This is a genomic window from Megasphaera sp. UBA4233 (assembly GCF_002395615.1).
GTDB classification, from domain to species: Bacteria; Bacillota; Negativicutes; order Veillonellales; family Megasphaeraceae; genus Megasphaera; species Megasphaera hexanoica.
The window spans coordinates 73,776-99,339 of sequence record NZ_DGXL01000014.1 but is presented as its reverse complement, the minus strand read 5'-3'; the positions used below and the strand labels follow the sequence as shown (position 1 = coordinate 99,339).

Genomic DNA, 25,564 nt, shown 5'->3' with positions numbered 1-25,564 from the left:
TTTCTGCGTGCTGATGCCGATTTCTGCGCCAAAGCCAAATTCAAAGCCGTCGGTAAACCGCGTTGAGGCATTGACATACACGGCTGCTGAATCGACTTCCTGCAGGAATCGTTCCGCCGTATCTGTATTTTCCGTGACAATAGTTTCTGAATGATGGGTGCTGTAGCGGCGGATATGATCCAGCGCTTCATCGAGAGATGAAACCGTGCGGATAGACATGATGAGGGCATTGTATTCCGTGCGCCAGTCTTCTTCTGATGCCATTTCTATGTCCGTTCCGCCAGCTTCTCTGGCAGCCGTATCGGCCCTCATTTCAACATGGCGGGCCTTCAGGACCGGTACCAGCTTTTCCATAAGCGGCTGGACGACGTCCTTGTGGACCAGCAGTGTTTCCATGGCATTGCACGTAGAGGGACGGGATACTTTGGCATTTTCAATGATGCTGACGGCCATGTCGAGGTCGGCATCTTTATCGACGTAGACATGGCAGACGCCGCTTCCCGTTTCGATGACCGGAACTTTCGCCGTATCGACGACCATGCGGATCAGACCGGCTCCCCCGCGGGGAATCGCCAGATTGATGTACTGGCGCAGTGTCAGCAGTTCGCCGACCAGGGCCCGGTCGGTATTTTCCATAATCGTAACGGCATCGGACGGAAGGCCGGCACGTGCAATGGCATGGCGGATGACTCCCGCCAGAGCCACGTTGGAATGGATGGCTTCACTGCCTCCGCGCAATACGGTCGCATTACCTGATTTCAGACACAGGACAGCCGCATCGACAGTGACATTAGGGCGGGATTCGAAGATGATGGCAATGACGCCGAGCGGAACGGTCACTTTATCGATGTGCAGGCCGTTGGGACGGTCCCAGGATGCCAGCGTCTGCCCGACGGGATCTGGCAGGGCAATGACCTGACGGACTCCTTCAGCCATTCCCCGGATGCGGTCCGGCGTCAGGGTCAGCCTGTCAATCATGGCGTCGCTCATTCCCTTTTCCCGGGCTGCCGCTACATCGGCTGCGTTGGCCTCCATAATAGAACTGGCCTGAGCCAGCAAATCATCTGCAATATAGGTGAGAGCATTATTTTTTACTGTTGTATCCGCATTGGCCAGAGCATACGATGCCTGCCGGGCTGCCCGGGCTTTCCGGACGGCTTCTGATTCCATAGCCTCTTCCCCCTTTAATACATAGCCACGAGATTATCGCGGTGAATGACTTCTTCATAAATGCCGTCATGGCCCAGTACTTTAGGAATATCGGAAGACTGGACGCCTTTGATGGCATTGATATTGATGCTGCTGTAGTTGGCTATCCCTTTAGCAATGATGATGCCATCGTACTGGACGTTGACGATATCTCCCTCCTGGAATATACCTTCTACGGCCGTAATCCCGACGGGAAGAAGACTCGACCCGTGGTCGATGATGGCATCACGGCAGCCCTTATCCACGACGATACTGCCTTTCGCCCTGCTGCCCGAAACGAGCCATCGCTTCTTGGAGTGAAGAGGCGTATCCTTGGCTTTGAACAGCGTACCAACGCCCTCTCCTCCGACGATGCGGCTGATGATGCCGTCTTCACTGCCCGACGCGATGACCATATCGACATCGGCCGCAGTAGCAATCGAGGCTGCCTGGATTTTGGTATGCATGCCGCCAGTGCCCATACTGGATCCGGCATCACCGGCGATTTCATAAATGTGTTTGTCAATCGTATGGACGATGGGAATGATGGTCGCTTCCGGATGTGTTTTGGGATTGTCCGTGTATAACCCGTCGATATCGGAGAGAAGGATGAGCAGATCGGCATCGACGAGACCGCTGACCATAGCAGAAAGAGTATCGTTATCGCCGATTTTATATTCATCGACGGCGACGACATCGTTTTCATTGATGATAGGAATGATTCCCATCTCCAGCATGGTCAGGAGCGTATTGCGGGAATTCATGAACTTGCTCCGGTCCTGGGAATCCATCCGCGTCAAAAGTACCTGTCCTACGATTTGTCCATATTCGCGGAACATCATTTCGTAGGTATGCATGAGTACGCCCTGTCCGACAGCTGCCACCGCCTGTTTTTCCCGGATACTGCGCGGCCGGTGGTCCAGGTGCAGCGGGGCCAGACCGGCATTGGTCGCACCGGAACTGACGAGAATCATCTCTTTCCCCTGATTTTGCAAATCGGCCAGTTCCCGGACCAGATGTTCGATGCGCCGGTAATTGAGCTTGCCGTTTTCATAAGAAATCGTACTGGACCCTACTTTGACGACGATGCGTTTTTTATTGGTAAAATCTCTCTGCTTGCAGTCCACTTCCATCACTGTCCTACTCTTTAATATAGTCGTAATGCGATTTATCTTTCTTCTTTTTGAACAGGACGCCGTAATGGCCGATGACCTGTACGAGTTCGGCTCCCAGCATACCTGCCAGTGTTTCCATGGTTTCCGCCGTATCGAGATTGGCATTATTGAGCACATGGGCCTTGACCAGTTCTCTGGCGGTAATGGCAGCCCGGGCACTATCGATGACGGCGTCGGACAGTCCTTCCTTTCCTATCTGGATGACCGACGGCATCTGGCTGGCCAGTGCCTTGAGTTGTTTTTTATCTTTATTATTCATATTCTATCTCCTTATTTGCGGTATTCAAATTCCATGGAATAAATGCGCACCGTATCGCCTTCCTGAATGCCCTCTTTTTGCAGCATCTTGTCCAGTTCCATATAACGCCAGATACGCTGGAACCGGCGCAGGGACATGTCATCATCGAAATTCGTCATGGCGACGAGCCGTTCGATTCGGGGGCCGGTAATGACAAAGGCACCATCATCGTCGCGATGAATTTCAAAATCCGGTTTTTCTTCTGGTTTATAGATGACCTCTTCATCCGTTTCGTCCGGTTCTTCCACATATGTTTCCAGCAGTTTCCAGACATATTCCATCAGCTCCGGCAATCCTTCGCCGGACATAGCACAGATAGGGAATACGTCCCGGCCCCGTTCATCCATATACTGCTGGAGCCGTTTCAGATTCGTATCATCAGATAATAAATCGATTTTATTGGCTGCGATGACCTGCTGTTTCCGCGACAGTTTTTCACTGTATTTTGCCAGTTCACCATTGATTTTCTCATAATCCTCGATGGGATCGCGTCCTTCACTGCCGGACACGTCGAGAACGTGGATGAGAATTTTCGTCCGTTCAATATGGCGCAGGAAATCATGGCCCAGACCGACGCCTTCGGCTGCCCCGTCGATAAGGCCGGGAATATCGGCCATGACGAAGCTGCGTTGATCCGGCAGATTGACGACGCCGAGGATGGGGTTCAGCGTCGTGAAATGATAGGCTGCTACTTCCGGTTCAGCCGCAGATACTTTGCGCAGGATGCTCGATTTTCCTACGCTGGGATACCCCAGAAGGCCTACATCGGCCAGTACTTTGAGTTCCAGGCGCAGCCAGCGTTCTTCCCCCGGTTCCCCACGTTCAGCAAAGGTCGGTGCCCGGTTGGCACTGGTACGGAAATGATAGTTGCCCCGGCCGCCGCGGCCGCCTTTAGCGACGATGGCCTGCTGTCCGTCGTGGCTCAGGTCAGCGAGGAGAGCGTTCGATTCTTCATCGCGCACGACCGTGCCGACGGGTACGGGGATGAGCAGGTCATCGGCGTCGCGGCCGAATTTATTGCTCCCCTGGCCTTTTCCGCCCGGTTTGGCTTTAAACAACCGGCGATAGCGGAAATCTACCAGCGTATTCACATTGCGGTCAGCCACGAGGATGACATTTCCTCCCTGGCCGCCGTCACCGCCATTGGGACCGCCTTTGGGTACAAACTTTTCATGACGGAAGCTGCTCATCCCGTCTCCGCCCTTGCCGGACTGCACAAATATTCTTGCTCTGTCTATAAACATATTTACACCTCATCGAAAAAAAGGAACAGTGACTAAAATATAAAAAAGCATTGAATTATATTATACCATAAACCACCGCCGGAAATGATAGAATCTGCTAAAATAGCGAAAAAAAAGTAAAATAAATAGTGCCCGGAGCTTTCCAGCCGGGCAGAAACACCGGAAAAAGTCAAACGGTGCAAAAATATCCATAACGTGGTACACTATACTTGATATTGTATGATACATATCAATGGGAGGTTCTTTGTATGGCTAATTTAGCAAATATCCGGCTGAACCGGAAAAAACCGATTATCTGTGTTCCCTGTACTGGCGCAACAGTGGGTGACATCTGTTACAGCTGCCAGCAGATACGGGAAAAACCGCATGACATCATTGAGTACAATGCCGGCACCTTTAACGGCCTGCCCAATTTGTCCCAGCTGTGGAATGCCCTGCTGATGATCACCCAGGCAACCAATGAAGGGACGTTTATTTTTAAATGTGAAAAAAAAGATCTGCCTGAATACTGCCGTACCGAACGGGACTACCGTGACATCATGACCTTTGCCCTGCGCAGCGGCCTTCCCGATGCACTGGAAATCGCCGCCGATACAGACCCCGATCTCATAGATGATTTGTCGGAACAATGTATGGATACGGGCCTGATTCCGATCATTTCCCTGTCCCTGACCAATGCGTCAGAGGCCTCATCCCTGGAACAGCGCCTGACCGGTCTGTCTGACCTGGAAGCCCGTACATTCCACATCACCTTCCCGGCACAGACGACGGATGATATCGATGCCGTCCGTCAGGCTGTCCGCGCATTTTTACAGGAAAATTACGAATTCAAGGTCATCATCCAGCCAACTGGGCCGGTTGCCAAAGCGGAACTCCTGAAAGGGAACACCTTTGATTCGCCCATACTTTACGCAGCCGTCAACGAAGAAACGGATTCATTACCGTCCTGCACGGATCTGCGCCGGGTCCTCGATGAAAAGGGGCTTTGATTGAACATATATGGTATGAACCAGGAACGGGCCTGCCCATAACGCGGCAGGCCCGTTCCTTTGTGTATGACATCAGCCATGCAGTTCATAATCTAATTCTTTCAAGCGTTCAATCCGCTTTTCTGTCGGCGGATGGGTACTGAACAGATTGGCCAGCCCCGACTGGATACCGGAAAACGGATTGATGATGCACATGTGTGCCGTCGTCTTAGAAGCACCTGGCAGCACCTGATAGTGGGCGTAGTTGTCTATCTTGGCAAGCGCCCGGGCCAGGGCCAGGGGATCGTCGATCATGCGGCCGCCTTCTTCATCGGCCATATATTCCCGTGTCCGGCTGATGCCGAGCTGGATAATCGTCGCCGCAATCGGAGCGATGATGATCGTTACCAGGAGGCCGACGATGCCGCCATTGTCGTCATCATCGTTGCCGCGTCCGAATATAGCCGCCCACTGGGCAATATTGGCAATCCAGGAAATAACGCTGGCAAAAGTAGCCACGACGGTGCTCAGGAGGATATCCCGGTGCAGGATATGGGACATTTCATGAGCCAGGACACCGCGGATTTCTTCATCATCAAGCATGTCGAGGATGCCTTCCGTCGCCGCGATGGCCGCGTGAGACGGGTTGCGCCCTGTAGCAAAGGCATTGGGGACTTCCGTCGGCATGATATATACTTTGGGCATGGGAAGTTCGGCACGCTGTGCCAGATCTTCTACGATGTGGTAGAGCCGATGTTCCGGACCTACGGGCTGGCAGTGGTACATGCGCAGGACGATGGAATCACTGAACCAGTAGGAAAAGAAATTCATCCCCGTTGCGAGAATGAGCATGACGGTCATGCCATGAACACCGCCAAACGCTCTGCCAATGGCCATCATAATCACCGCCAGCAGAGTCATGAGAAAGACTGTCTTTAAACGGTTCATACTACTCTCCTCTATTCTAAAAAATCAAAAGTCAAAAGGTAAAATCCGAATTTACTATATTATAACAGAAAAAGTCATTCTGTCAATATGTTCGATTCATATTCTCTATGCATCACTATTCGGACAGGACGTGATTATTATAGCGGCGGATGAGGACCGTATAATACCCTTCGCCGTCTTTTTTGTCATCGAGCCGGGTCACGATGGTAACATCATTCTGTATCCAGCGGATTTCTTTACTATTCTGGCTCGCTGGAAAGTCTTCCATATTGGAATAAATCGTTGCCGACAGGCGGGCGTACATATCGCGGGCCGTCTTGCGGTTGGTCGTCCTGAAGTAATTTTCAAACGCCAGGACCCGTCCCGCCGGGGATCCATCGGCCGTCTCGATAGACAGCCCTTCGATGACGGTAACGCCATCCTGGGTCACCGACCGTTCGGCTTTTTCCGTCGTGCCGTCACTTCCATAGAACGTCCAGTCGGGCAGGATAGAAAAATTGAGGGCAAAATCCTTTTTGGGCATCCCCAGGTACACCGTATTATACGCCGTCAGGGGATGTTCGCTGATTTCATCAATAGACAGATTATAATCAAAAGCCAGCGCACCGGCAGGTATATACATGGCGGCAGCCAGTACGGCCAGACGTGTCTTCCATTTCATAAGGAATTCCTCCTTCCTCATAGGCCATGGCATATGGCATTACGAATTTGCAGAGTCAAACGAAAATCCAATAAAACAGCCCCTGTACAATCGTGTAATCAATCAGATAAATCAGGCGCTGCAAGGGAATCAGGATGTAACTGAATACGGGTGTCGCCATGAGGACGATCAGCAAAAGGAAGCTGTACCGTTCCACACTGGCCAGGCGTATCGCCCATTCTGTCGGCAGAAAGACCGTGATGAGGCGCGACCCGTCCAGCGGCGGCAGGGGAATGAGATTGAAGATGCCGAAATTGATATTATAGATGATGATCAAATCCAGCACCAAATCCAGACTGCGCATGCGGATGCCGCTCCAGTACAGGATCATCCGTATGGCAAACATGACGAGGGCCAGGATGAAATTGGCAAAGGGTCCTGCCAGGGACACACAGATTTCCCCTTTCCGCCAGTTGCGGAAATTATTGGCATTGATCATGACCGGTTTGGCCCAGCCGAACTGGGCAACCAGCAGCATAATAAGGCCGATGGGATCGATGTGGGCAATGGGATTCAGCGTGAGCCTTCCCGTCATGCGCGGCGTAGAATCCCCCATTTTATCGGCTATCAGGGCATGGGCATATTCGTGGATGACAAGAGCCATGAGCAGCCCTGGTATAGCGGCAACGAGAGACAGTATATCGAAATGAAACATAATTTTCCTCCTCATAGATGAGTTGGCCAGAAACATATGGCCGTATACCTATCATAACAGAAAGAAGCAGGCCGGTAAAGGTCTGCTTCGTTACAACAAATAAGGGTACTGTTATGTTTCATGCTGTCCCGCGTCAGATACAACGGCGCGAACCCGCTGGCATGGGCCGCGTCGGCATACGGCGTCCGGACGCCTGGTCCCCAGTGTTGAAATTATATCACTCCCCGGCAGGAGACAGCAAGGCCGTTTAGAACAATGTGTCCGAATTTTGACAATGATGACCGGTTACTTGAGCAGCCGGCCTACGAGTTTCACGCAGTCCGCCGCATCCTTAGAATAACCGTCGGCACCGATTTCGTCGGCAAAACTGGGAGTTACAGCAGCCCCTCCGATGATGATTTTACCGTCATAATGGCGTTTGACGGCTTCGGCAATGACATCTTTCATGTGCATCATCGTCGTCGTCATGAGCGCCGACAGGCCGACGACAGCCGCTTTGGCCGACAGCGCTTTTTCAATGATGGCCGATGCCGGGACATCCTTGCCCAGGTCGATGACTTCATAGCCGTAGTTGCGCAGCATGAGGGCAACCAGATTTTTGCCTATATCGTGGACGTCGCCTTCTACGGTTGCCACGACGATGGTAGGCAGTTTTTCACTGCTGCTGCGCTGTATCATCGGTTCCAGATGATGGATAGCCGTTTCCATGGCGGCTGCGCTGGCGATGAGCTGGGGCAGGAAATAATACTGGTCATTGTAGAGCTGGCCTACTTTATTGATGGCCGGGATAAGAAGCTGGTTGATGATGTCTTCCGGACCCGTCCCCTTGTGAAGTTCTTCTTTCGTACAAGAGATGATCGTGTCCTTTTCCCCGTTCAGGACGGCCTGGTATACGGGGTTCCCATTGACCGGAGAACCGGCCTGCTTTGTACTGCCTTCCGGCTGGGCGGAAGGACCCGCAGGGGGAACCGGCGGCTGATGCTGCCGCTTTTCCTCTTCTTTCTTTTCCACATAGCGGATGCGCCGGATATAGGCCAGATCACTGCCGGCACGGTTCATCAGCATGTTGGCTGCCGCAGCGGCATTCATGAGCAGGTCCTGTCCGGGATTGGCAATGGCCATGGTAAGTCCGCTGGCAATCGCCATGGACAAAAATGTCATATTGGCATAAATCCGTCCCGGAAGGCCAAAGGAAATGTTGGACAGACCGCAGACCGTCGGTATCTGCAATTCGTCGTGGCAGTAGCGGAACGTGGCCAGGCAGTCGAGAGCCGCCGTCGGCAGTGCCCCGACGGCACCGACGAGACCATCGACGATTATGTCTTCCCGGGCAAGGCCGGCTGCTTCTGCCTGTTTGACAAGGGACCGGATAACGCCATGCTTTTCTTCAACCGATTTGGGAAGGCCGGCGTCCGATACGGGCAGGGCAATGAACATGGCCCCGTATTTTTTAGCCGCCTTCAGCAGGCGCTGGCACTTTTTCCCCTCCAGAGAAATCGAATTGATGAGAGCCCGGCCGGGATAGATGCGCAGGGCCGCTTCAATGACTTCCGGGAAACTGGAGTCGATGCACAGGGGCAGCCCCGTAACAGCCGTCACTTCATAGACAGCCCGTATCATCATATCCTTTTCATCGATGCCATTGGTTCCCATGTTGATGTCGAGGACGGCGGCACCGTCTTTTTCCTGCTGCCGGGCAAAGGACCGGACCATGGCCATGCTGCCGGCGCGCAGTTCGGCCTGCAGTTTTTTCTTTCCCGTCGGATTGATGCGTTCACCAATGACCTGGAACGGGCCGTCCAGGGTGATTTCCACGACGCTCCGTTCGGATGCCAGGGCGCGCTTTTTCACTGCTGATACAGGCTGGGGCCGCATATCCCGGACGGCATCATGAAGGGCCCGGATATGATCCACCGTCGTGCCACAGCAGCCGCCGATGATGCGGGCGCCGGCTTCGACGAGCAGACGGGCATCACGGGCAAATTCTTCCGGCGTCGTCTGATAGACCGTTTTCCCATCGACGATTTCCGGAAGGCCCGCATTGGGCTTGGCTATGAGCGGCACCGTCGCGTAGCGGTACATGGCCCGGATCCGTTCCACCATATCCAGCGGGCCGGTGGAACAATTGGTGCCAATAGCATCGACGCCCAGTTCCTGCAGGACGACGACGGCCGCTTCCGGCGGCGTCCCATAGAGCGTCCGGCCGTCTGCTTCAAAGGTGAGAGTTGCCATGACAGGAAGGTCACATACTTCACGGATAGCCAGTACGGCAGCCCGCGTTTCCTGCAGGCTCATCATCGTTTCGACGATGAATACATCACAGCCCGCTTCATATAAGGCGCGGGCCTGTTCTTTATATACGTCAACCAATTCTTCAAAAGTCAGCGTTCCCATGGGATAGAGCTGCTGGCCGGTCATGGTCATGTCGCCGGCGACCAGGGCCTTGTCCCCTACGGCTTCTTTGGATAGCTGCACCAGCCGGGTATTAATTTCTATCAGCCGGTCTTCCAGGCCGTATTCGGCCAGCTTGATGCGGTTGCCCGTAAAAGTCGGCGCATAGACCAGGCGGGAACCGGCCTCTACGAACTGGCGCTGCAGGTCCTGTATGGCCTGCGGATGTTCCATAATCCATAGTTCCGGGCAGACGCCGACGGGCATGCCGGCTTTCTGCAGGTTGGTACCAGTGGCACCGTCAAGGATAAAAACACCTTGTTCCAATAACTGTCTGAATTCATCTCGTGTCATCATCTATCTCCCCATATCTATCATATCGTTCCATCGGTAAAATCCATATGCTGTATGTATAATGATTGGAAATCCGCCGTATTTCCCAGGACGACTTCCCTTCCCTTCTGAATGAACGATGTCATCCGTTCTACGGCTCTGCCATCGGTCAGGGCCTGTACGGCCCCCAGCAGAGACGTATTGCCGGCAGCACGGGTCCTGGCTGCCCACGACGGCGGGATGAGTCCCATAGAGGCGGCTGCTTCCGGCTTAAGATAATAGCCGAATCCGCCGGCCAGCCAGATTGTCTTCACATCGTCTTCGCGCAGGCCGGCTGTCTTAAGAAGGACGGATATACCGGCCCGGATAGCGCTTTTTGCCATCTGTATCTGGCGGATATCACGCTGGGTCAGCACGACAGGCGTGCCGTCTGCTCCCTGAGCCAGAGGAAATCCCTCTGTAAACCACGGCTCCCGGAGCGTCCCGTGCCGGTCCACGATTCCATGCTCTACCATGCCTGCCATGGCTTCTATCACGCCGGTACCACACAGTCCACGGGGGGAAATATCGCCGATCGTACGGACTACCGGTCCGGATTCATTCCATGTCACACTGCAGACAGCTCCGGGAACGCTGCTCATGCCACAGCGCAGCTGTCCGCCTTCAAGGGCCGGCCCGGCTGCCGTGGAAGCGACAAAAATGCCATCGCCATTTCCCAGTGCCATTTCCCCGTTGGTCCCCAAATCGAGGAACAGGCTGTTCGTATCGCTCTGGTCCATAGAGCAGGCAATGAGCCCCGAGGCAATATCGGCCCCCACATAGGTACTAAAGCCGGGAAGTATGGTAAGCATACAGGAATCGGGAAGTACCCTGCCAAATAGTTCCGCTGCCGGCAGAGTGACTCCTCCTAGCGATACGGGCTGGAACGGCCAGCTTCCCAGCCCCTTACAGGACCATCCCATGAGGAGATGCTCCATGGTCGTATTCCCGGCCAGGGTCATGCGCCGCAGCTGCTGCCTCATTCCGGGATACGGAGCCAGCAGCTTATGCAGCACTTCTTCTATGCTGTCCATAGCCAGCTTCTGCAACTCGTCAGCCTGTACGTCACAAGCGGCAGCAATGCGGCTGACAACGTCGGCACCAAAAGTGCGCTGGCGGTTAACGGCGCTTGCCGAATCCAGTACAGTCCCATCGGAAAGGGATACGAGTGATGAGGCTATGGTCGTCGAACCGAGGTCAACGGCCAGGCCATAGTCTCCGCTGGTCCGGACGGCAGCGGCCGCCTTCTCCTGATGGAGGCCGGTCATCTGTCCTTCCCGATGTACGGGCAGACGCACCCGGACCGGTGCGGCAGGAACGGCCTGACAAGCCAGGCGCCAGCCGTCTTTCAGCTCTTCTCCGGAATAAAAATTCCGGTCGGCCGGCGTGACGGGAAGATTCCCTTCGACGAGCTGGATACCACAGCGCCCGCACGTGCCCTTGCCACCGCACAGGGCAGGAAGCTCTCCCTGCCCACGCAGGGAAACGGCCAGATTCTGTCCGGCAGGACAGGTGTATTCCTGAAAGGCCGGACTGGCAGAAACAACGGTTTCTGTTCCGTACGGCTGTTGCCGGAGCCGGCAGTCCCTGTGGGCGCACTGCCGGCAGTCATGGCCGGCATGGAATTCTTCAGGGTCCGGGCTCACGGAAAAAACAAGACTCAGCGACTTTTCCGGAACGACCATATAGTCTGGCGTCATGGTCATTCCCAGCGTACGCCGGGCAGCCAGGCAGTCATAGGCACGCTGCTGCCACGGGAGTGGCAGGTCCGTCCCGATTTCATACCGCCGGGAGATGCCACACCCTTTTTCCCGGCAAAAAGACCGGAGAGCCTGCTGCAGTTCTTCTTCAAAGGAAAACAGGCTGCTGTCTGCCATGGCGTTTAAGAGCAGGGCTGCTGCGGCATCGCCCTCTTCGCGAAGGCGGCCGGTATACGCCGTAATGGCTCCTCCCAGCGTCATCATGGCATATATCCAGGTTTTACCCTCATCCTCTTTCATGGCAAAAGCCCCTTTGGGACGGATGATGCGGCGCAGGACCGGTATTCGTTCCATTACATCTTTTTTTGTCCGGTCCCAGGCATCACTGCCTGACCGGCATCCCAGGAGACGCAATGTCTGGTCCGGGTTGAACCGGGTCGTATGCCCTGTAATAATGCGGATATCGCTCATGGTCCTGCTCCCTTTCATTAGTATCACATTCTATAGGATATGTTCTCTCTATCATATACTGAATACGACTCTTACACAAGAGATTTCTAAAACCACACAGGAAAAAGCCGTACAGGCAGGAGTCGTCTGTACGGCCTTTCCATTGGGATATGGGAGATAAAGGTATATGAAACTGAAAGCGTCATGCCTTGGGCTGCAAGACCCTTTCAGCGCGGGTATCATGAGTTTTCCCCTCGGTGCTATTAAAAAAGCCTTCTCGTTCCCATCAGGAAGAGAAGGCTTCATTGCCCCGGATATATCATTCATGAGGATCAACTCATGGCCATATAATATCACCATATATAAAATATGTCAATTGTTTTTATTAAATTGTTTACATATGAGGCAATATATATTAAAAATCATTACATTGCCATCACGTATATCCTTTATTTTTCAAGCAGAAAAGCCCGGTCTGCCGAAAGAGAAGGCAGTCAGGCTTTTCCTGTGATATAGGGTTAGATAGGTATCAATATTATGTAGACGGCCGGTGAGACGTTTCATCGCTTTCTTTCGATGATACATCCGATGATTCTTCCGGTTTCGTCTGTGACGTATCGGTCTGTTCTGACGATGAGTCATCGTCTTTCCGGACTTCTGCCCGGAACTCCCGCAGGCTCGTTCCCAGCGCCTTTCCCAGACCGGCAACTTTTTTGCCTCCAAAGAGGACGACGACAATGAGTAAAATCAGGATAAGTTCTTGTGTTCCCAGATGCATAACAGTCTCCTTTCTTATACAGGCAGGATGCCCATGAGTCCCAGTACGAGGCCCAGGACGCCCGATCCGATGAGGACTTTGATGACGCCGATTTTACGGCGGATAGCCATCAGCGCCAGGATGAGGACGAGGATGGCAGCCGGACTGAAAGCCCCAAAGTCTTCCGGCCCCGATTCAGTGCTCCACACGGCGAGCCAGACAAAGCTGAGGCTGGCCGCACAGATCAGTCCGACGACGGCCGGGCGCAATCCGTTCAATACGCCGCGGATGGGACCGATATTGCCGTATTTGAAGAACACCCGGGCCAGGATGATTCCCAGAATCAGGGACGGAGCGACAAATCCGGCCGTCGCACAGATAGCACCGCCGAGACCGGCGATTTTCGTCCCGGCAAAGGTAGCCGCATTGATGCCAATCGGGCCGGGTGTCATTTGTGAAATGGTGAATATATCGACAAATTCACTCATTGACAGCCAGTGGAAGGTATCGACCACCGATGCCTGGATGAGCGGCATGGAAGCATAACCGCCGCCGACACAGAAAATGCCGACTTTGCAGAATTCCCAGAATAATTGCCAGTAAATCATGATCTATCTCCCCCCTTTTAATCATACCTGGCATCACGCATACATAACAGCCCGATGATGCCATCGATGAGGACCAGATACATGAGGTTCACGTCGAAGACGACATTGGCAATGAACGTAGCGGCAATGATGACCAGCGGCAGGATGAGCTTTTTTTTGCACTGCTTCATCAGCAGATTGATGCCTACATTGACCATGAGGGCTGTAGCACCGCACTGCATGCCCCGCAGGATCATCTTGACTATCTGGCTCTGGATAAAGAAATCATAGCAGTAAGAAATAATGCTCAAGGTAATGAGCGGCGGCAGCACCGTCGCAATGAGGGCGGTCAGTGTACCGGCGATACCGGCCATGCGGTATCCCAGGATGATGGCACTGTTACAGGCAATGACACCGGGCATGGACTGGGCAATGGCGACCATATCCAGCGTTTCTTTGTCACTGATCCAGTGGTATTCATCGACGTATTTGGCCTTGAGAAGGGGCACGATGACATAGCCGCCGCCAACGGTAAAGGCACTAATAATAAATGTGGATTTAAATAAGACCCAGAAAAAATGGGCATCCCGGCGGGGATGTTCCAATGTGGTTTCTTCTTCCATCGGTAGTTCCTCCTTTATCAGACAGGTGCAATTGTTTCCTCGTTTCTATCTGGAATTATACCAGCATTCGTGCTATATTAAAAATATAATTTTAATTTAGCAAATATATATTTTTCATATAGTAAGGAAGGGGTATCCATGGATTTACGACAACTCCGGTATTTCGTCGCCGTCGTCGAGGAAGGACAGATCACGGCAGCGGCCCGGCAGCTTCATATGGCACAGCCGCCACTATCCCAGCAGATACAGTTACTGGAAAAAGAGCTGGAAGTAGATTTGTTTATCCGGGAGCACCGTCACATGGAACTGACGGAAGCGGGAAAACTGCTCTATGAACGGGCCCGGCAGATCCTGAATCTCAGCGATTCGGCCAGGCGGGAAATCCGCGATTTCAGGCAGGGACTCAAAGGAACGCTGCACATCGGTACCGTATCGAGCTCAGGCAGTGTCATCCTCAGTTCGGCCATGCGCGATTTTCATCAGAAGCATGAAAGCGTTCATTTCGAAATTTATGATGGCAATACCTTTGAGGTCATCGATATGCTGCACAAGGGCCTGGTTGAAATCGGCATTGTCCGCACGCCGTTCAAGGCCGGATCTTTCCATTGTAAAATACTCAACGAAGAGCCGATGGTGGCCGCACTGCCCCGGGAACTGGACTGGTGTCCCGACCGGACTCATATTACCCTCCGGGAACTCAATCAGAAACCGCTCATCATCTACCGGCGCTTCAACCAGCTCCTTCAGGATATCTGCACCAGCCAGGATATGAATCCCGTATTTTTCTGCCGCAACGACGATGCCCGTACGACCATCCTCTGGGCCAACGCCGGTCTGGGCATCGCCGTTACGCCTGCTTCTGCCGTACATCTGGCAGCCCACGATAACCTGAGCGTGAAAATTATCGACGAACCGTCCCTGCGCACGCGCATTGCCGCCATCTGGCCCAAAGGACGATACCTGTCCAGTTTGGGAGAAAGTTTTATTCAGGCATTGCAATTATAGCTTGCCTTATGTGGATATTTTTGGTATACTTTATACATAATAAATAATCGTTATTTATTACACATTCATGATGAGGTGATACCATGGAAAAAACAGTACAGCAGATGTTCGCCAAACGTCGTACGAATTATACATTGGGAAAGGATGTCACCCTGCCCCAGGAAGAAATCACGGCCCGCATCGAAGCGGTCGTCCGGGAAGTCCCGTCGGCTTTCAATATGCAGTCCGGCCGCATTATCATTGCCTACGGCAGTGCTCATGACAAAATATGGCAGATAACCAAAGACACCCTCCGGGCGGTCGTACCGGCCGAAGCATTTGCCAATACGGAAAAGAAAATCGATTCCTTTGCTGCCGCTTACGGCACCATCCTCTATTATGACGATACGGATGTCGTGAAAAAGCTGCAGGAACAGTTCCCCCTGTATGCCGCCAACTTCCCCACATGGGCCCAGCAGGCCAACGGCATGATGCAGTATGCCCTGTGGACACTCTTTGCCAATATGGGCCTGGCTGCCAACCTGCAGCACTACAACCCGCTCATCGACGAAGCCCTGGCCAGTGAATTCGACGTACCGGCCTCGTGGCAGCTCATCGCCCAGATGCCCTTCGGCCAGCCCCTGAGCCAGCCGGGACCGATTGAAAAACTGCCCATCGACGAACGGGTCAAAATCGTATTTTAATATATAAAGACATACCAGCGCAGAAAAGACTGCCTTGAATCGGATTCAGACCGTTACCCAGGAAACACGGCGACGGGAATCTGATGAAGGCAGTCTTTTTTTATCCGGAAGGCTCATTTCCTTTAAAAACCACTCAGAACCACACCGGTTTCGGGTCCTCGTTGTGATAGGTGCGGTAGAGCCAGAAACTGGCCGCCAGGAGGATAGCCGACATAACGAAGAAGATAGATTTCATACCCCACCAGGTCGCAAGAGTTCCGCCCAGAAGAGGGCCGGCCATGGAGCCGAGCTGCTGGGCCGTAAACAGCAGACCGTAAATACGTCCTTTGAAGTCTGGCGGCGTATGCTGGGCCATGATGGCGTTTAGGGCCGGATTGATGCCGGAAAAGCAGAGGCCGATGGTGAACTGGGTCACGGAAAAGGCTGCCAGCGTATCGGGGAGGCCCTGCAGGGCTTCTCCCATAGCGGTGACAAAAATCGATACGGTGAGGATGCGGATAAAGCCTTTCTTCTGCCCTGCCTTTCCCCACAGGGGCGCGGCGATGGCACCGGAAACACCGGACAGGGAAATGACGAATCCTGTCGTAAGGGCCAGATTGGGAATATCACCGGCCAGACTGGTGATATACGTAGACAGGACGGGCTGGAGGATGAAAATGACCATCTGGATCAGTGCTCCGCATACCAGCATATTGCGCAGGAGGGGCTGACGCAATACGTCCAGCTGGGACAGGTGGCGCGTCTTTCCGGCTTCGTCCTTTGCCGGATCAGGCGGCTCTTTAATAAAAAAGATGAACATGAGGCCGTTGATAAAGAGGAAAAAGGCGGCGATAAAGAAAGAAAAGCGCATGCCGAACAGATCGGACAGGATGCCCCCGAACAGCGGTCCCAGGACACTGCCGGCCGTCATGACCCCCTGCATGGTCCCCAGGCAGAACCCAAGCTTGTCTTCGGGAGCATAGAGTGTCATAATGGCCAGATCCATAGGCCACAATCCGTAGGCAAACCCCTGGAGGAGCCGCATGAGTGTCAGCTGTTCCGGTGAGGTGACCAGGCCGCCGCAGAAATAGCTGAGCGACAAAAACAGACAGGACCGGATAGCCATAGGCTTTTTTCCGTGGGCATCAGCCAGCTTTCCCCAGATGGGTGCCATGATGGTACTGACCAGAAAAGTGGAGGAAAATACGATGCCCGACCAGAGGTGGACATCTCCCGGCAGAACGCCCAATTCGTCCGTGAGATAGATCGGCAGGAAGGGAATGAGCATCGTATAGCTGAATGACATAAAGAGGATGTTGCAGGTCAGAATAGCCAGAACGACTTTCCAATTCATAAAATCCCCTCTTTTCTGCCAGCGTATCAGGACTGGCGCGTCAGTGTATAAATCAGGGCATTGCAGATAGCCGCGGCGACGTTGCTGCCGCCTTTGCGTCCCAGGGCCGTGATGTACGGGATGCCGGCTTTCATGATTTCTTCTTTGGCATAGACGACGTTGACGAATCCTACGGGCACGGCAATGATCAGGTCCGGATCGATCCGTCCGGCTTCTATGAGCTCTTTCAGGCGCAATAAGGCCGTAGGCGCATTACCGACGGCGATGATCAGGGGACCGGTGAGCTTTGCCGCTTTATCCATCGATGCCTGCGCCCGCGTCGTCCCCTGTTCTCTGGCCGCCTGTGCTACATCACTGTCGGCCATGTAACACACTTTGCCAGCTCCCAGTTTGTTCAGTCCCGGCGCACTGATGCCCATACATGCCATATTCGTATCGGTGACGATCGTACAGCCACGCTTCAGAGCTTCCAGTCCGCGCCGGACGGCGCTGGGACTGAAGCGCAGGTTCCGTACATAGTCAAAATCGGCCGTCGTATGGACGACGCGCTTGATGATGTCTTTTTCATCGGGAGGCAGGATGATGTCCCCCAGTTCCTCTTCTATGATTTCCATACTGCGCCGTTCGATATCAGCCGGCAGGATGTGTTCTACTTTCATCGCATTCGTTCCTTTCTGAATTGGCGGCAGGCCCCGATAAAGCGGGATGCACAGTCCGGACAGCCGCTGAAATGAATGTGGGGATACCCGGCAAAGAGCCGCCCACTGGCCACAATAGCCGGCCACTGGCGGCTGCTCCCGGCCTTATAAGCGGTACAGGACGAACCGGAAGCCGTACTACCGGAATAGTGAAATTCATGGGCCGTCAGGGTTTTACCGCGGGGCAGCAGCAAGGTGTCGGTCCGGGCTTCCAGGGTCACATAGCCAAAATGGCGCAGGCCGCCTGTCATATAGGTTTCGCCGGAAATGACGCCAGCCCAGGGAAGCAGCTGCCCGTCCTGGCAGCGGTAATAGTCATGGAGATACATGAATCCCCCGCATTCGGCCAGACAGGGCATGCCCTGCCTGATGGCCTGCCGGATTGATGCGGACATGCTCCCATTGCGGCTCAGATTCTGTGCATACAGCTCCGGATAGCCGCCACCCAGATAGAGGCCGTCACAATCGGGCAGGCTTCCATCGTGGAGCGGACTGAAGAAAATCAGCTCCGCCCCGTACGACCGTAAGGTATCCAGACTGTCTTCATAGTAGAAACAGAACGCCTCATCCCGTGCGATGGCCAGACGCACCGTATCAGCCGGAGCCGCCATGTCCGGTTCTTTCCAGGAAAGGGGCGGCGCCGTTCGGGCCAGTCCCATCATAGCACTCCAATCCAGGCTCATTCTTCCTGCATCCCCTAATTTCCGCAGTATATCCTGTAAATCGGCGATTTCAGAAGCCGTCACCAATCCCAGATGACGGCTGGAAAAGGTACAGTCCGGCATTTCCGGCAGATAACCCAGCGACCGGAGTCCCGATTCCCTTTCCCAGGCACGGCGGTAACGGGCATACACCATAGGTTTTACCCGGTTGACTATGAAACCGGCAATCCGGCTGTCTTTGCGGAATGCCGCCATCCCTTTGAGAACCGCCGCCAGTGTCAGGGCACTGCCCCGGCCATCGACGACGAGCACGACCGGCGTTCCCGTCGCAGAAGCCAGTTCATAGGCACTGGCTTCACTGCCCATACCGATGCCGTCGTAATACCCCATGGCTCCTTCCAGTATGGCAATCTCCTTTTGTCTGCCATGCCGCCCGAGAATGCGGCAGGCTGTCTCCCGGCCCGGTTCGTTCCGTCCCAGGAGGAACAGATCAAGATTATACGACGGCGTATCCAGTACGCGCCTATGGAACATGGGGTCGATATAATCGGGACCACTTTTAAAGGCGGCGGCCTGACAGGAACGCCGGCGCAGCAGTTCCAGGAGTGTACAGACGACGGTCGTCTTGCCACTGCCACTGCTGGCAGCGGCAACCATGAGTCGTGGCAGGTCCGTTATAGGCATGACGAACTCCTTTCTCCGCCCGGGACGGGATCATAGGCGGCTGTCATAATATACACGGGATTCTGGGCCATCATCATATGGCTGCTGCCTACACGACGGGACCGGGCCGTCATGACCTGGGTGATATCCAGCGTATAGTCCGGTCGGCCTGCATAATACGCCGTGACCGCCGCCAGTGTTTCTACAGTGATAGCCGTCATGACGATGCGGCAGGCCCGGTTCTTGCGGTATATTTCATCCAGTATAGCCGGTATATTCCCCTTCGTCCCGCCAATAAAGGCATATTCCGGCGCATCTGCCACACTGGGCAGTGTCCGGGCGGCATTCCCGGGAACGACGGTCACGTTGGACAAGGCAAACCGGTCTATATTGGCTGTAAGGACAGACAGGGCTTCTTCATCGATTTCAAAGGCAAAGATTTCCCCCGCCGGTGCCAGCAGTGCCAGTTCCACCGTACAGGAACCGGTGCCGGCTCCGATATCATAAATAACGGCCTGGGGAAACGGCGCCAGACGGGACAGGGCAATACTGCGGATTTCCTGCTTGGTCATAGGCGCCTTGCCGCGGATAAAAGACTCGTCGGGAAGGCCGTGGACCGGACGCTGCCAGGGCCGGGCCTTATCGTTCCAGATCATCATGACGGCCAGCGAGCCCTCTTCCTTCAGCCCGGCCAGTTCTTCTGCCGTGCCCCTGGCTACGTGTTCATCTTCATAAGACAGTCGGTATCCCACGGCAACCCGGGCCTGTCCCAGACCAGCATGACAGAGCATGCGGCACAAGGCGGCCGGCGTGTCACTGCCACCGGTAAGGCAGAATACCTTCCCATGATGGCGCACGGCTTCTGTCAGGGAATCGCGGCGGCCATGGCGGCTGACAATATAGGTATCATGCCAGTTCGTCTGCAGGAGAGCGGCGAAATACACCAGACTGCTGATGCCGGGTATGCGGACGATATGACAGTCCGGCAAGTCCCGGATGAGAGACGCCAGACTGTAAAACCCGACGTCGCCCGATACGAGGACAGCCATAGGGCCGCCGTCCGGAAGGAGAGACAGGGCCAGCTCATATATTTCATCTTTTTTATACGTATATACGAGTCGTTTGCCCGCTGCCGCATACGGCTCCACCATGCGCCGGTCTCCCACCAGGACCGGGCAGGCTGCAATAGCAGAACGGGCCCGGTCTGTCAGATATTCCGGATTTCCCGGACCGATACCGATGACATAGACATCCATCATTTCTTCTCCTCTCCGCCTCTCTCAGGAATCGTGCCAAAGGGCCTCGAGCTGCTCCTTGACGGCCTGCAGTGAATCCCCCGTTTCCGCTGGCCGCCCGACGACGATCAGCCGGGCACCGGCCATACGGGCCGCTTCCTGTTTTTCTGCAAATCCGCCCGGTTTTCCCGAATCCTTGGTAATGACATACCGGCTGTGATACTGACGGAACATGGCGGCGTTCAATTCCGTAGAAAAAGGCCCCTGCATACAGATGATATGTCCTGGCACATACCCCAGGGACAAGGCCCGGTCCAGCGAATCCCTGAGCGGCAGGATACGCACATAGAGCCGTTTCTCATAGTCCGGGATATGGGTAAATACGTCAAGATTCTTACTGCCCGTCGTGAGAAAGACCGCTCCTTCCGTATCGCTGAGAAAATCCGCTGCCTCTTCCATGGAATAAACTGATACGGCGTCTCCATGGGGAAATGCCGGCCGGGTCACGCGGATATAGGAAACGCGGCGGCGCATACATGCCGTGCGGCAGTTGCCGGTTACGACAGCCGCATAGGGATGGCTGGCATCTACGACATGAGAAATGGCGTGCTCCAGCAGGAATCGTTCCATATCCTCTTCGGTCAGGCGGCCGGTCCACACCGTCAGCGACGGCCATGACGGAATCAGGGATGCACCGTATGCCGTGGCCACAGTGACATACGTCGGAATGCCCCGGCTTCCGGCATAAGCGGCCAGTTCCCGGCCTTCAGTCGTCCCGCCGATGATCCAAAGCGTCCCCGTCACAGCAGCGTATACCCGCGGGGCGTCACCATGTGGCCGTCTATGAGTTCTGTCTGGCTGTTGCCGATGAATACGGTCGTAAACATATCCACCGGCACATGCTGCAGTTCGCCCAGTGTCATGATCGCCGCGTCTTCTCCCTTCCGGCCAATGTGACGGACCAGGCCGGCCGGGACGGATCCATTCTGGTGCCGCAAGATGATGGCACAGGCCTTCTGGAGATAATCGGCCCGTTTGTGGCTTCCCGGATTGTACAGGCAGATGACAAAATCAGCAGCTGCGGCACAGTCCAGGCGCTTTTCGATGGTTTCCCACGGCGTCATGAGGTCGCTCAGGGAAATGAGGCAGAAATCGTTCATGAGCGGGGCACCCAGACGGGCTGCACCGGAACAGGCCGCCGTGATTCCCGGTATGACCGTGATATCCACGTCGGGATAGGCCGCGCCCAGCTGATAAATAAGGCCGGCCATGCCGTAGACGCCGGCGTCACCACTGGATATGAGGGCGACAGAGGCGCCCTGCTGTGCCCGTTCCAGGGCCATGCGGCAGCGGTCGGTCTCCTTGGTCATGCCCGTAATGATGTATTCTTTATCGGGATAATCGTCCCGAATGAGGTCAATGTACGTCTGATAACCGGCGATGACATCACACTCTTTTAGTACACAGGCGGCCCGGAATGTCATTTCATCACGCGACCCGGGACCGATGCCGATGACATATACGTTCTTCTTCATATGGTCACTCCATCATTTCAAAATTGACGCAGAATTCTTCGCAGGCAATGGCCAGCGTCACGCCATCGCGGACGGTTTTATGCAGCAGGAGCCGTCCTCCACGGCTGGCCAGTACGGCAGCCCGTTCGCAGACATTATCGGTCCCCGTCGTTTTCTGTACGAACCGGGACGAGGCAAATCCCAGGCCCGGTGCCGCATTGAGCTGCCCGGCCGAGTAAAACTGGATGGGGATGGCGTTGTTCCTGGCAAAATGCAACAGGCCCTTTTCCTGCTTCTTGATGTCAATAGTCGCTATATCGGCGACGAGGTTCAGGCCGATGCGCAGGCGCCGCAGCTCGCGCAGTACGAGACGGCTGATGGCTTCTTCCAGCGTATCCTTGCGGCAGCCGATGCCCAGATGGATGATGCGCGGCCGGAGCACGACTGTTTCGGCAAAGGGATAACAGTCCTGGCTGAGAGTAATGGCCATGCCCAGAGGCCCCGATGGCTGCATTTCCAGTCCTTCCGGCAGCGTACCTTCTACGGGAAAATCACTGTATACCCCGACGGGGCCGCCGTCCAAAAGTCCTGCCGAGAATGCCTTGGCTTCCCGCATGGACGAAATGACCATGTGATTCCGTGCCGCCCATTCATCGACGGCAAAGAGATGGTTGACATCGGTCGCCGTCGTAATGACCGGCTGGCCATGAAGATAGCCGGCCAGTTTGCGCGTCATCTGATTGGCCCCGCCTATGTGCCCCGAAAGGAGGGGAATGACGTACTGCCCTTTTTCATCGATGACCAGGACAGCCGGATCGGTCGTTTTGCTCTTTATATAAGGAGCAATACTGCGCACGGCAATACCGGAAGCCCCGATAAAGACCAGCAGTTCTGCCCCTGAAAAGGCCTGACCGGTACAGCTGGCCAGATCCGGCTCGATTTCTTCCAGCTGGGAATCGAGCGATACAAATTTTTTCCCTGTCAATGCCCGGACCTGCCAGCCACACAGTTTCAGATACGACTGTATGGAAATACTGAGTCTGGCGCCGCGCCGGGTAAAGGAAAACAACACTGCCTTCATCGTTTCTTCACCTCTTACACGAACTATTGGGACGCTTTGCGGAATCCATGAGTAAAGGATGGATCATACAACTTACTCCGGTCGTAGGAACCATCGAGGAAATCGCCGACCAGGATGAGCGCGGTCCGGGTAATACCGGCAGCTGCCGCCGTTTCCGCCAGGGTCGCCACCGTGCAGGGACAGACCCGTTCATCCGGCCAGGATGCCTTGTAGACGATAGCCGCCGGCGTGTCCTCTGCATAGCCGCCGCGGATGAGCTCGTCCTGCAGCTTGTCCAGAAGACCTGTACTGAGGAAAATGACCATCGTCGCATGATGGGCGGCATAGTCGGCAATGCGCTGACCGTCTGGCACGGGAGTCCGGCCTTCCATGCGGGTAATGATGACCGACTGGCTGATGCCGGGCAGGGTGTATTCCTTGCGGACGGCAGCGGCGGCGGCAGAAAAGGAACTGACGCCGGGCACGTACGTATAGGCGATGTGCCGCTGGTCCAGGGCATCCATCTGTTCGCGGATAGCCCCGTACAGGCTGGGATCGCCCGTATGCAGGCGGACCGTCATCCTGCCCGCTGCTTCGGCCTGTTCCATTTCCTGCAGGACGTCTTCCAACGTCATGGAGGCGCTGTTGCAGATGCGGCATCCTTCTTTGGCAAACTGGAGCAGCTCTGGATTGACCAGCGATCCGGCATAGATGATGAGGTCTGCTTTTTCAAGCAGTTTCTGGCCCCGTACGGTAATGAGATCGACGGCTCCCGGGCCGGCTCCGACAAAATATATCATAGGTTCTCCTCCTGTCTTACGAGAATCACAGAAAAATACCCCGTATCGTCTGCCTGTCGTAAATCCGTGCATACCCGTTCCCCCGGAAGGCCACAGCGTTCTACCAGGGAAGCGTGCTGCAAAAGTCCTGCGTCCTGCAGTTGTTCCTTGAGGGCGCCCATATGGCGGGGTACTTTCATGAGGACTTTGCTCCCCCGTACGGCGAGAAGGTCCGGCAGATCGTCCCGTCCGGCCGGTACGATGAGAAGGGGTTCATCCTTTTCACACAGGGGCTGGCCCAGACGGGCGGCAGCCGCCGAGAAGCTGGTAATGCCCGGAATGACGACGGTGTCATAACCGCGGCGGCGCATTTCTTTCTGGATATACATGCACGATGCGTAAACCGTCGGGCAGCCGAGAGTAATGAGGGCGATATCGCATCCCCCGTCGAGGACGGCAGCCACCTTGTCTGATGCATCGCTGTGCGCTTTTCGAAGCTGATTGGCATCGCGGGTCATGGGAAAGGTCAGGGACAGGATGTCCTTTTCTTCCAGATGCAGCCCTTCCTGCCGGGCCGCGGCTTCTTTCAGGATGGCGGCAGCAGTCTGACGGCCGCTCTGGTCTTCGGGCAATGCCAGCACCGGGCAGCGGCACAGGGCATGCCAGGCTTTAAAAGTCACTAGTTCCGGATCTCCCGGCCCCATGCCGACGCAGTATAACGTTCCTTGTTTCATTCAGCCTTCTCCTTCTGGTGAAAGGCCAGCAGTTCCTCTGCGCGGGGAGTCTGGGCCAGCACACCGTAACGATTAGAAAACATCATGGCACCGCAGCGGATTTCGCCGTGGACCCGCTGGTCCATGTAATATTGGATTTTTCCGGCTGCCGCCGTCATGACCGGTCCGAGCAGCTGCGCTTCTATCAGTATCTCTATGGCCGTATCGGTCGTCGTACATTCATATATGCGGCGGCCCGTATCACGGCCGGCACCGCACAGCATGGCCTGGAGAGCCATGAATTCCATGCGCCCGTCTGCATAAAGGGAATGGGTGTTCATGATGCCCATCGCCAGTTTGATGAGTTTTCCCGTATGGCCGATGAGCAGGACATCTTCAAATCCTTTATAGACGGCATAGTCGAGGAGTTCGCCGACGTAATTGCTGCAGGTGACACGCTGAGAGACATCGAGATGCAGCACATCGCGGCTGAAATCGACGCCATAGTTGCCAAAAAAAGCAAGGAGGTGGCGGACGCCGTCAGCCTTGCGGGAGTTCATTTCCGTATGGATCGTATCGATCAGAGCCTGCTCGCTCATGGGATCGACAATGCCCGATGTCCCCAGGACCGACAGTCCCCCTTCAATGCCCAGGCGGGGATTGAACGTACGGGCTGCCAGGGTCTCTCCTCCGGGAATGGAAATGGTGACGACCAGTCCGCCCGTATAGCCGGCCCTTTGTGCCTCCGTACGCACCGCTTCTTCTATCATGCGCCGCGGCGTCGGATTGATGGCAGGACCTCCCTTGGGACAGGAAAGGCCGTCACGGGTCACACGGCCCACACCGGGACCGCCGCAGAGGCGGATGCCCTCTCCGGTCTTTTCTACCGTTGCGAAGACGAGCATGCCGTCGGTAATATCCGGGTCATCGCCGCTGTCCTTGCGGATGGCACAGGTCACCCGGTCCGGGCCGATAGACACCTCTTCCGGCTCCAGTTCCAGCCCGATACCCCGGGGCGTCATGAGGCGCACGATGGCAACGGGCATTCCCGTAAAGAGCATGCGGGCGGCAGCCTTGGCGGCAGCGGCAGCACAACTGCCGGTCGTATAGCCGCAGCGTAATTTTTTTCCTTGTACGATTTTGTAAGTATCCATTGTTTTCTG

Annotated in this window: 27 protein-coding genes; 5 read left to right on the top strand and 22 right to left on the bottom strand. The window is 55.0% G+C overall.

The annotated features are described in order from the left end of the window. The 4 genes from B2U90_RS03570 to obgE form a co-directional block, all read right to left on the bottom strand. Nucleotides 1-1,170 (bottom strand): glutamate-5-semialdehyde dehydrogenase (locus B2U90_RS03570; protein ID WP_292017116.1); only part of this gene is annotated, 1,170 nt, incomplete at its 3' end. Between the two features lie 14 nt (nt 1,171-1,184). Continuing rightward, nucleotides 1,185-2,321 carry a glutamate 5-kinase gene (proB, locus tag B2U90_RS03565; protein ID WP_292017115.1) on the bottom strand — a complete coding sequence of 379 codons (1,137 nt, stop codon included), beginning with the start codon at nt 2,319-2,321 and terminating at the stop codon, nt 1,185-1,187. Between the two features lie 7 nt (nt 2,322-2,328). Further along, complete coding sequence (locus B2U90_RS03560; protein ID WP_292017114.1) at nt 2,329-2,622, bottom strand: YhbY family RNA-binding protein; 294 nt, start codon at nt 2,620-2,622, stop codon at nt 2,329-2,331. Nucleotides 2,623-2,633: 11 nt separating this feature from the next. Next, complete coding sequence (gene obgE, locus B2U90_RS03555; protein ID WP_292017113.1) at nt 2,634-3,905, bottom strand: GTPase ObgE; 1,272 nt, start codon at nt 3,903-3,905, stop codon at nt 2,634-2,636. A gap of 248 nt (nt 3,906-4,153) precedes the next feature. Here obgE and B2U90_RS03550 point away from each other — a divergent pair, with 248 nt between their 5' ends. Then, on the top strand, nt 4,154-4,894 hold the full coding sequence (locus B2U90_RS03550; RefSeq protein WP_059075825.1) for a type I 3-dehydroquinate dehydratase: 741 nt from the start codon (nt 4,154-4,156) through the stop codon (nt 4,892-4,894). A 72-nt stretch (nt 4,895-4,966) separates the two neighbouring features. Here B2U90_RS03550 and htpX read toward each other — a convergent pair whose 3' ends face one another. The 3 genes from htpX to B2U90_RS03535 all read right to left on the bottom strand — a co-directional run bounded on the left by htpX (nt 4,967) and on the right by B2U90_RS03535 (nt 7,176). Continuing rightward, nucleotides 4,967-5,821: a zinc metalloprotease HtpX gene (gene htpX, locus B2U90_RS03545; RefSeq protein WP_075582373.1), complete on the bottom strand. Its 855-nt coding sequence runs from the start codon at nt 5,819-5,821 to the stop codon at nt 4,967-4,969. Between the two features lie 115 nt (nt 5,822-5,936). Continuing rightward, nucleotides 5,937-6,482 carry a hypothetical protein gene (locus B2U90_RS03540; RefSeq protein WP_075582374.1) on the bottom strand — a complete coding sequence of 182 codons (546 nt, stop codon included), beginning with the start codon at nt 6,480-6,482 and terminating at the stop codon, nt 5,937-5,939. A 55-nt stretch (nt 6,483-6,537) separates the two neighbouring features. Beyond that, the gene (locus B2U90_RS03535; protein ID WP_059075822.1) at nt 6,538-7,176 is read right to left on the bottom strand and encodes a site-2 protease family protein; all 639 of its coding nucleotides are present in this window, start codon (nt 7,174-7,176) and stop codon (nt 6,538-6,540) included. Nucleotides 7,177-7,289: 113 nt separating this feature from the next. Between B2U90_RS03535 and B2U90_RS03530 the strand changes: the two genes are divergently transcribed. Beyond that, nucleotides 7,290-7,427, top strand: coding sequence for a hypothetical protein (locus B2U90_RS03530; RefSeq protein ID WP_292017112.1), 138 nt, complete (start codon nt 7,290-7,292; stop codon nt 7,425-7,427). Nucleotides 7,428-7,461: 34 nt separating this feature from the next. On the opposite strand, the gene B2U90_RS03525 is transcribed toward B2U90_RS03530, so the two are convergent. Both B2U90_RS03525 and B2U90_RS03520 read right to left on the bottom strand, forming a co-directional pair. Beyond that, nucleotides 7,462-9,924, bottom strand: a complete 2,463-nt coding sequence (locus B2U90_RS03525; RefSeq protein WP_292017110.1) for a homocysteine S-methyltransferase family protein — start codon at nt 9,922-9,924, stop codon at nt 7,462-7,464. 17 nt (nt 9,925-9,941) lie between these two features. Then, a complete protein-coding gene (locus B2U90_RS03520; protein ID WP_292017109.1) occupies nt 9,942-12,110 on the bottom strand; it encodes an ASKHA domain-containing protein in 2,169 nt (722 codons plus the stop codon). 166 nt (nt 12,111-12,276) lie between these two features. On the opposite strand from B2U90_RS03520, the gene B2U90_RS03515 reads away from it, so the two are divergent. Continuing rightward, a complete protein-coding gene (locus B2U90_RS03515) occupies nt 12,277-12,600 on the top strand; it encodes a hypothetical protein (RefSeq protein WP_292017108.1) in 324 nt (107 codons plus the stop codon). A 24-nt stretch (nt 12,601-12,624) separates the two neighbouring features. Here B2U90_RS03515 and B2U90_RS03510 read toward each other — a convergent pair whose 3' ends face one another. From B2U90_RS03510 to B2U90_RS03500, 3 genes are read right to left on the bottom strand one after another with little or no spacing between them, the layout of a single operon-like run. Further along, nucleotides 12,625-12,867, bottom strand: coding sequence for a twin-arginine translocase TatA/TatE family subunit (locus B2U90_RS03510; RefSeq protein ID WP_059075819.1), 243 nt, complete (start codon nt 12,865-12,867; stop codon nt 12,625-12,627). Between the two features lie 14 nt (nt 12,868-12,881). Then, entirely contained in the window at nt 12,882-13,454 is a 573-nt protein-coding gene (locus tag B2U90_RS03505) for a chromate transporter (protein ID WP_292017107.1), read from the bottom strand. 17 nt (nt 13,455-13,471) lie between these two features. Beyond that, a complete protein-coding gene (locus tag B2U90_RS03500) occupies nt 13,472-14,056 on the bottom strand; it encodes a chromate transporter (RefSeq protein ID WP_075582380.1) in 585 nt (194 codons plus the stop codon). A gap of 138 nt (nt 14,057-14,194) precedes the next feature. On the opposite strand from B2U90_RS03500, the gene B2U90_RS03495 reads away from it, so the two are divergent. Both B2U90_RS03495 and B2U90_RS03490 read left to right on the top strand, forming a co-directional pair. Then, the gene (locus tag B2U90_RS03495; protein ID WP_059075816.1) at nt 14,195-15,061 is read left to right on the top strand and encodes a LysR family transcriptional regulator; all 867 of its coding nucleotides are present in this window, start codon (nt 14,195-14,197) and stop codon (nt 15,059-15,061) included. An 83-nt stretch (nt 15,062-15,144) separates the two neighbouring features. Next, entirely contained in the window at nt 15,145-15,744 is a 600-nt protein-coding gene (locus B2U90_RS03490; protein WP_059075815.1) for a nitroreductase family protein, read from the top strand. Nucleotides 15,745-15,877: 133 nt separating this feature from the next. Here B2U90_RS03490 and B2U90_RS03485 read toward each other — a convergent pair whose 3' ends face one another. The 10 genes from B2U90_RS03485 to cbiD are packed head-to-tail and all read right to left on the bottom strand — an operon-like array spanning nt 15,878 to nt 25,555. Beyond that, a complete protein-coding gene (locus tag B2U90_RS03485) occupies nt 15,878-17,077 on the bottom strand; it encodes an MFS transporter (RefSeq protein WP_292017106.1) in 1,200 nt (399 codons plus the stop codon). A 26-nt stretch (nt 17,078-17,103) separates the two neighbouring features. Then, complete coding sequence (locus tag B2U90_RS03480; protein ID WP_292017105.1) at nt 17,104-17,736, bottom strand: precorrin-8X methylmutase; 633 nt, start codon at nt 17,734-17,736, stop codon at nt 17,104-17,106. Continuing rightward, complete coding sequence (locus B2U90_RS03475) at nt 17,733-19,121, bottom strand: cobyrinate a,c-diamide synthase (RefSeq protein WP_292017104.1); 1,389 nt, start codon at nt 19,119-19,121, stop codon at nt 17,733-17,735. The genes B2U90_RS03480 and B2U90_RS03475 overlap by 4 nt, the downstream gene beginning before the upstream one ends. Then, the gene (cbiE, locus tag B2U90_RS03470; RefSeq protein WP_292017103.1) at nt 19,112-20,359 is read right to left on the bottom strand and encodes a precorrin-6y C5,15-methyltransferase (decarboxylating) subunit CbiE; all 1,248 of its coding nucleotides are present in this window, start codon (nt 20,357-20,359) and stop codon (nt 19,112-19,114) included. Before cbiE ends, B2U90_RS03475 begins: the two co-directional genes overlap by 10 nt. A 21-nt stretch (nt 20,360-20,380) precedes the next feature. Continuing rightward, complete coding sequence (gene cobK, locus B2U90_RS03465; RefSeq protein WP_059075810.1) at nt 20,381-21,139, bottom strand: precorrin-6A reductase; 759 nt, start codon at nt 21,137-21,139, stop codon at nt 20,381-20,383. Further along, nucleotides 21,136-21,870 carry a precorrin-3B C(17)-methyltransferase gene (gene cobJ / locus B2U90_RS03460; RefSeq protein WP_059075809.1) on the bottom strand — a complete coding sequence of 245 codons (735 nt, stop codon included), beginning with the start codon at nt 21,868-21,870 and terminating at the stop codon, nt 21,136-21,138. Before cobJ ends, cobK begins: the two co-directional genes overlap by 4 nt. A 4-nt stretch (nt 21,871-21,874) precedes the next feature. Beyond that, on the bottom strand, nt 21,875-22,930 hold the full coding sequence (locus B2U90_RS03455) for a cobalt-precorrin 5A hydrolase (protein WP_075582385.1): 1,056 nt from the start codon (nt 22,928-22,930) through the stop codon (nt 21,875-21,877). A gap of 23 nt (nt 22,931-22,953) precedes the next feature. Then, entirely contained in the window at nt 22,954-23,709 is a 756-nt protein-coding gene (gene cobM, locus B2U90_RS03450; RefSeq protein ID WP_059075807.1) for a precorrin-4 C(11)-methyltransferase, read from the bottom strand. After that, nucleotides 23,706-24,422: a precorrin-2 C(20)-methyltransferase gene (gene cobI, locus B2U90_RS03445; protein ID WP_292017102.1), complete on the bottom strand. Its 717-nt coding sequence runs from the start codon at nt 24,420-24,422 to the stop codon at nt 23,706-23,708. The genes cobM and cobI overlap by 4 nt, the downstream gene beginning before the upstream one ends. Further along, nucleotides 24,419-25,555 (bottom strand): cobalt-precorrin-5B (C(1))-methyltransferase CbiD, encoded by a 1,137-nt coding sequence (gene cbiD, locus B2U90_RS03440; protein WP_292017101.1) that lies wholly within the window; start codon nt 25,553-25,555, stop codon nt 24,419-24,421. Before cbiD ends, cobI begins: the two co-directional genes overlap by 4 nt. Nucleotides 25,556-25,564 lie beyond the last annotated feature (9 nt).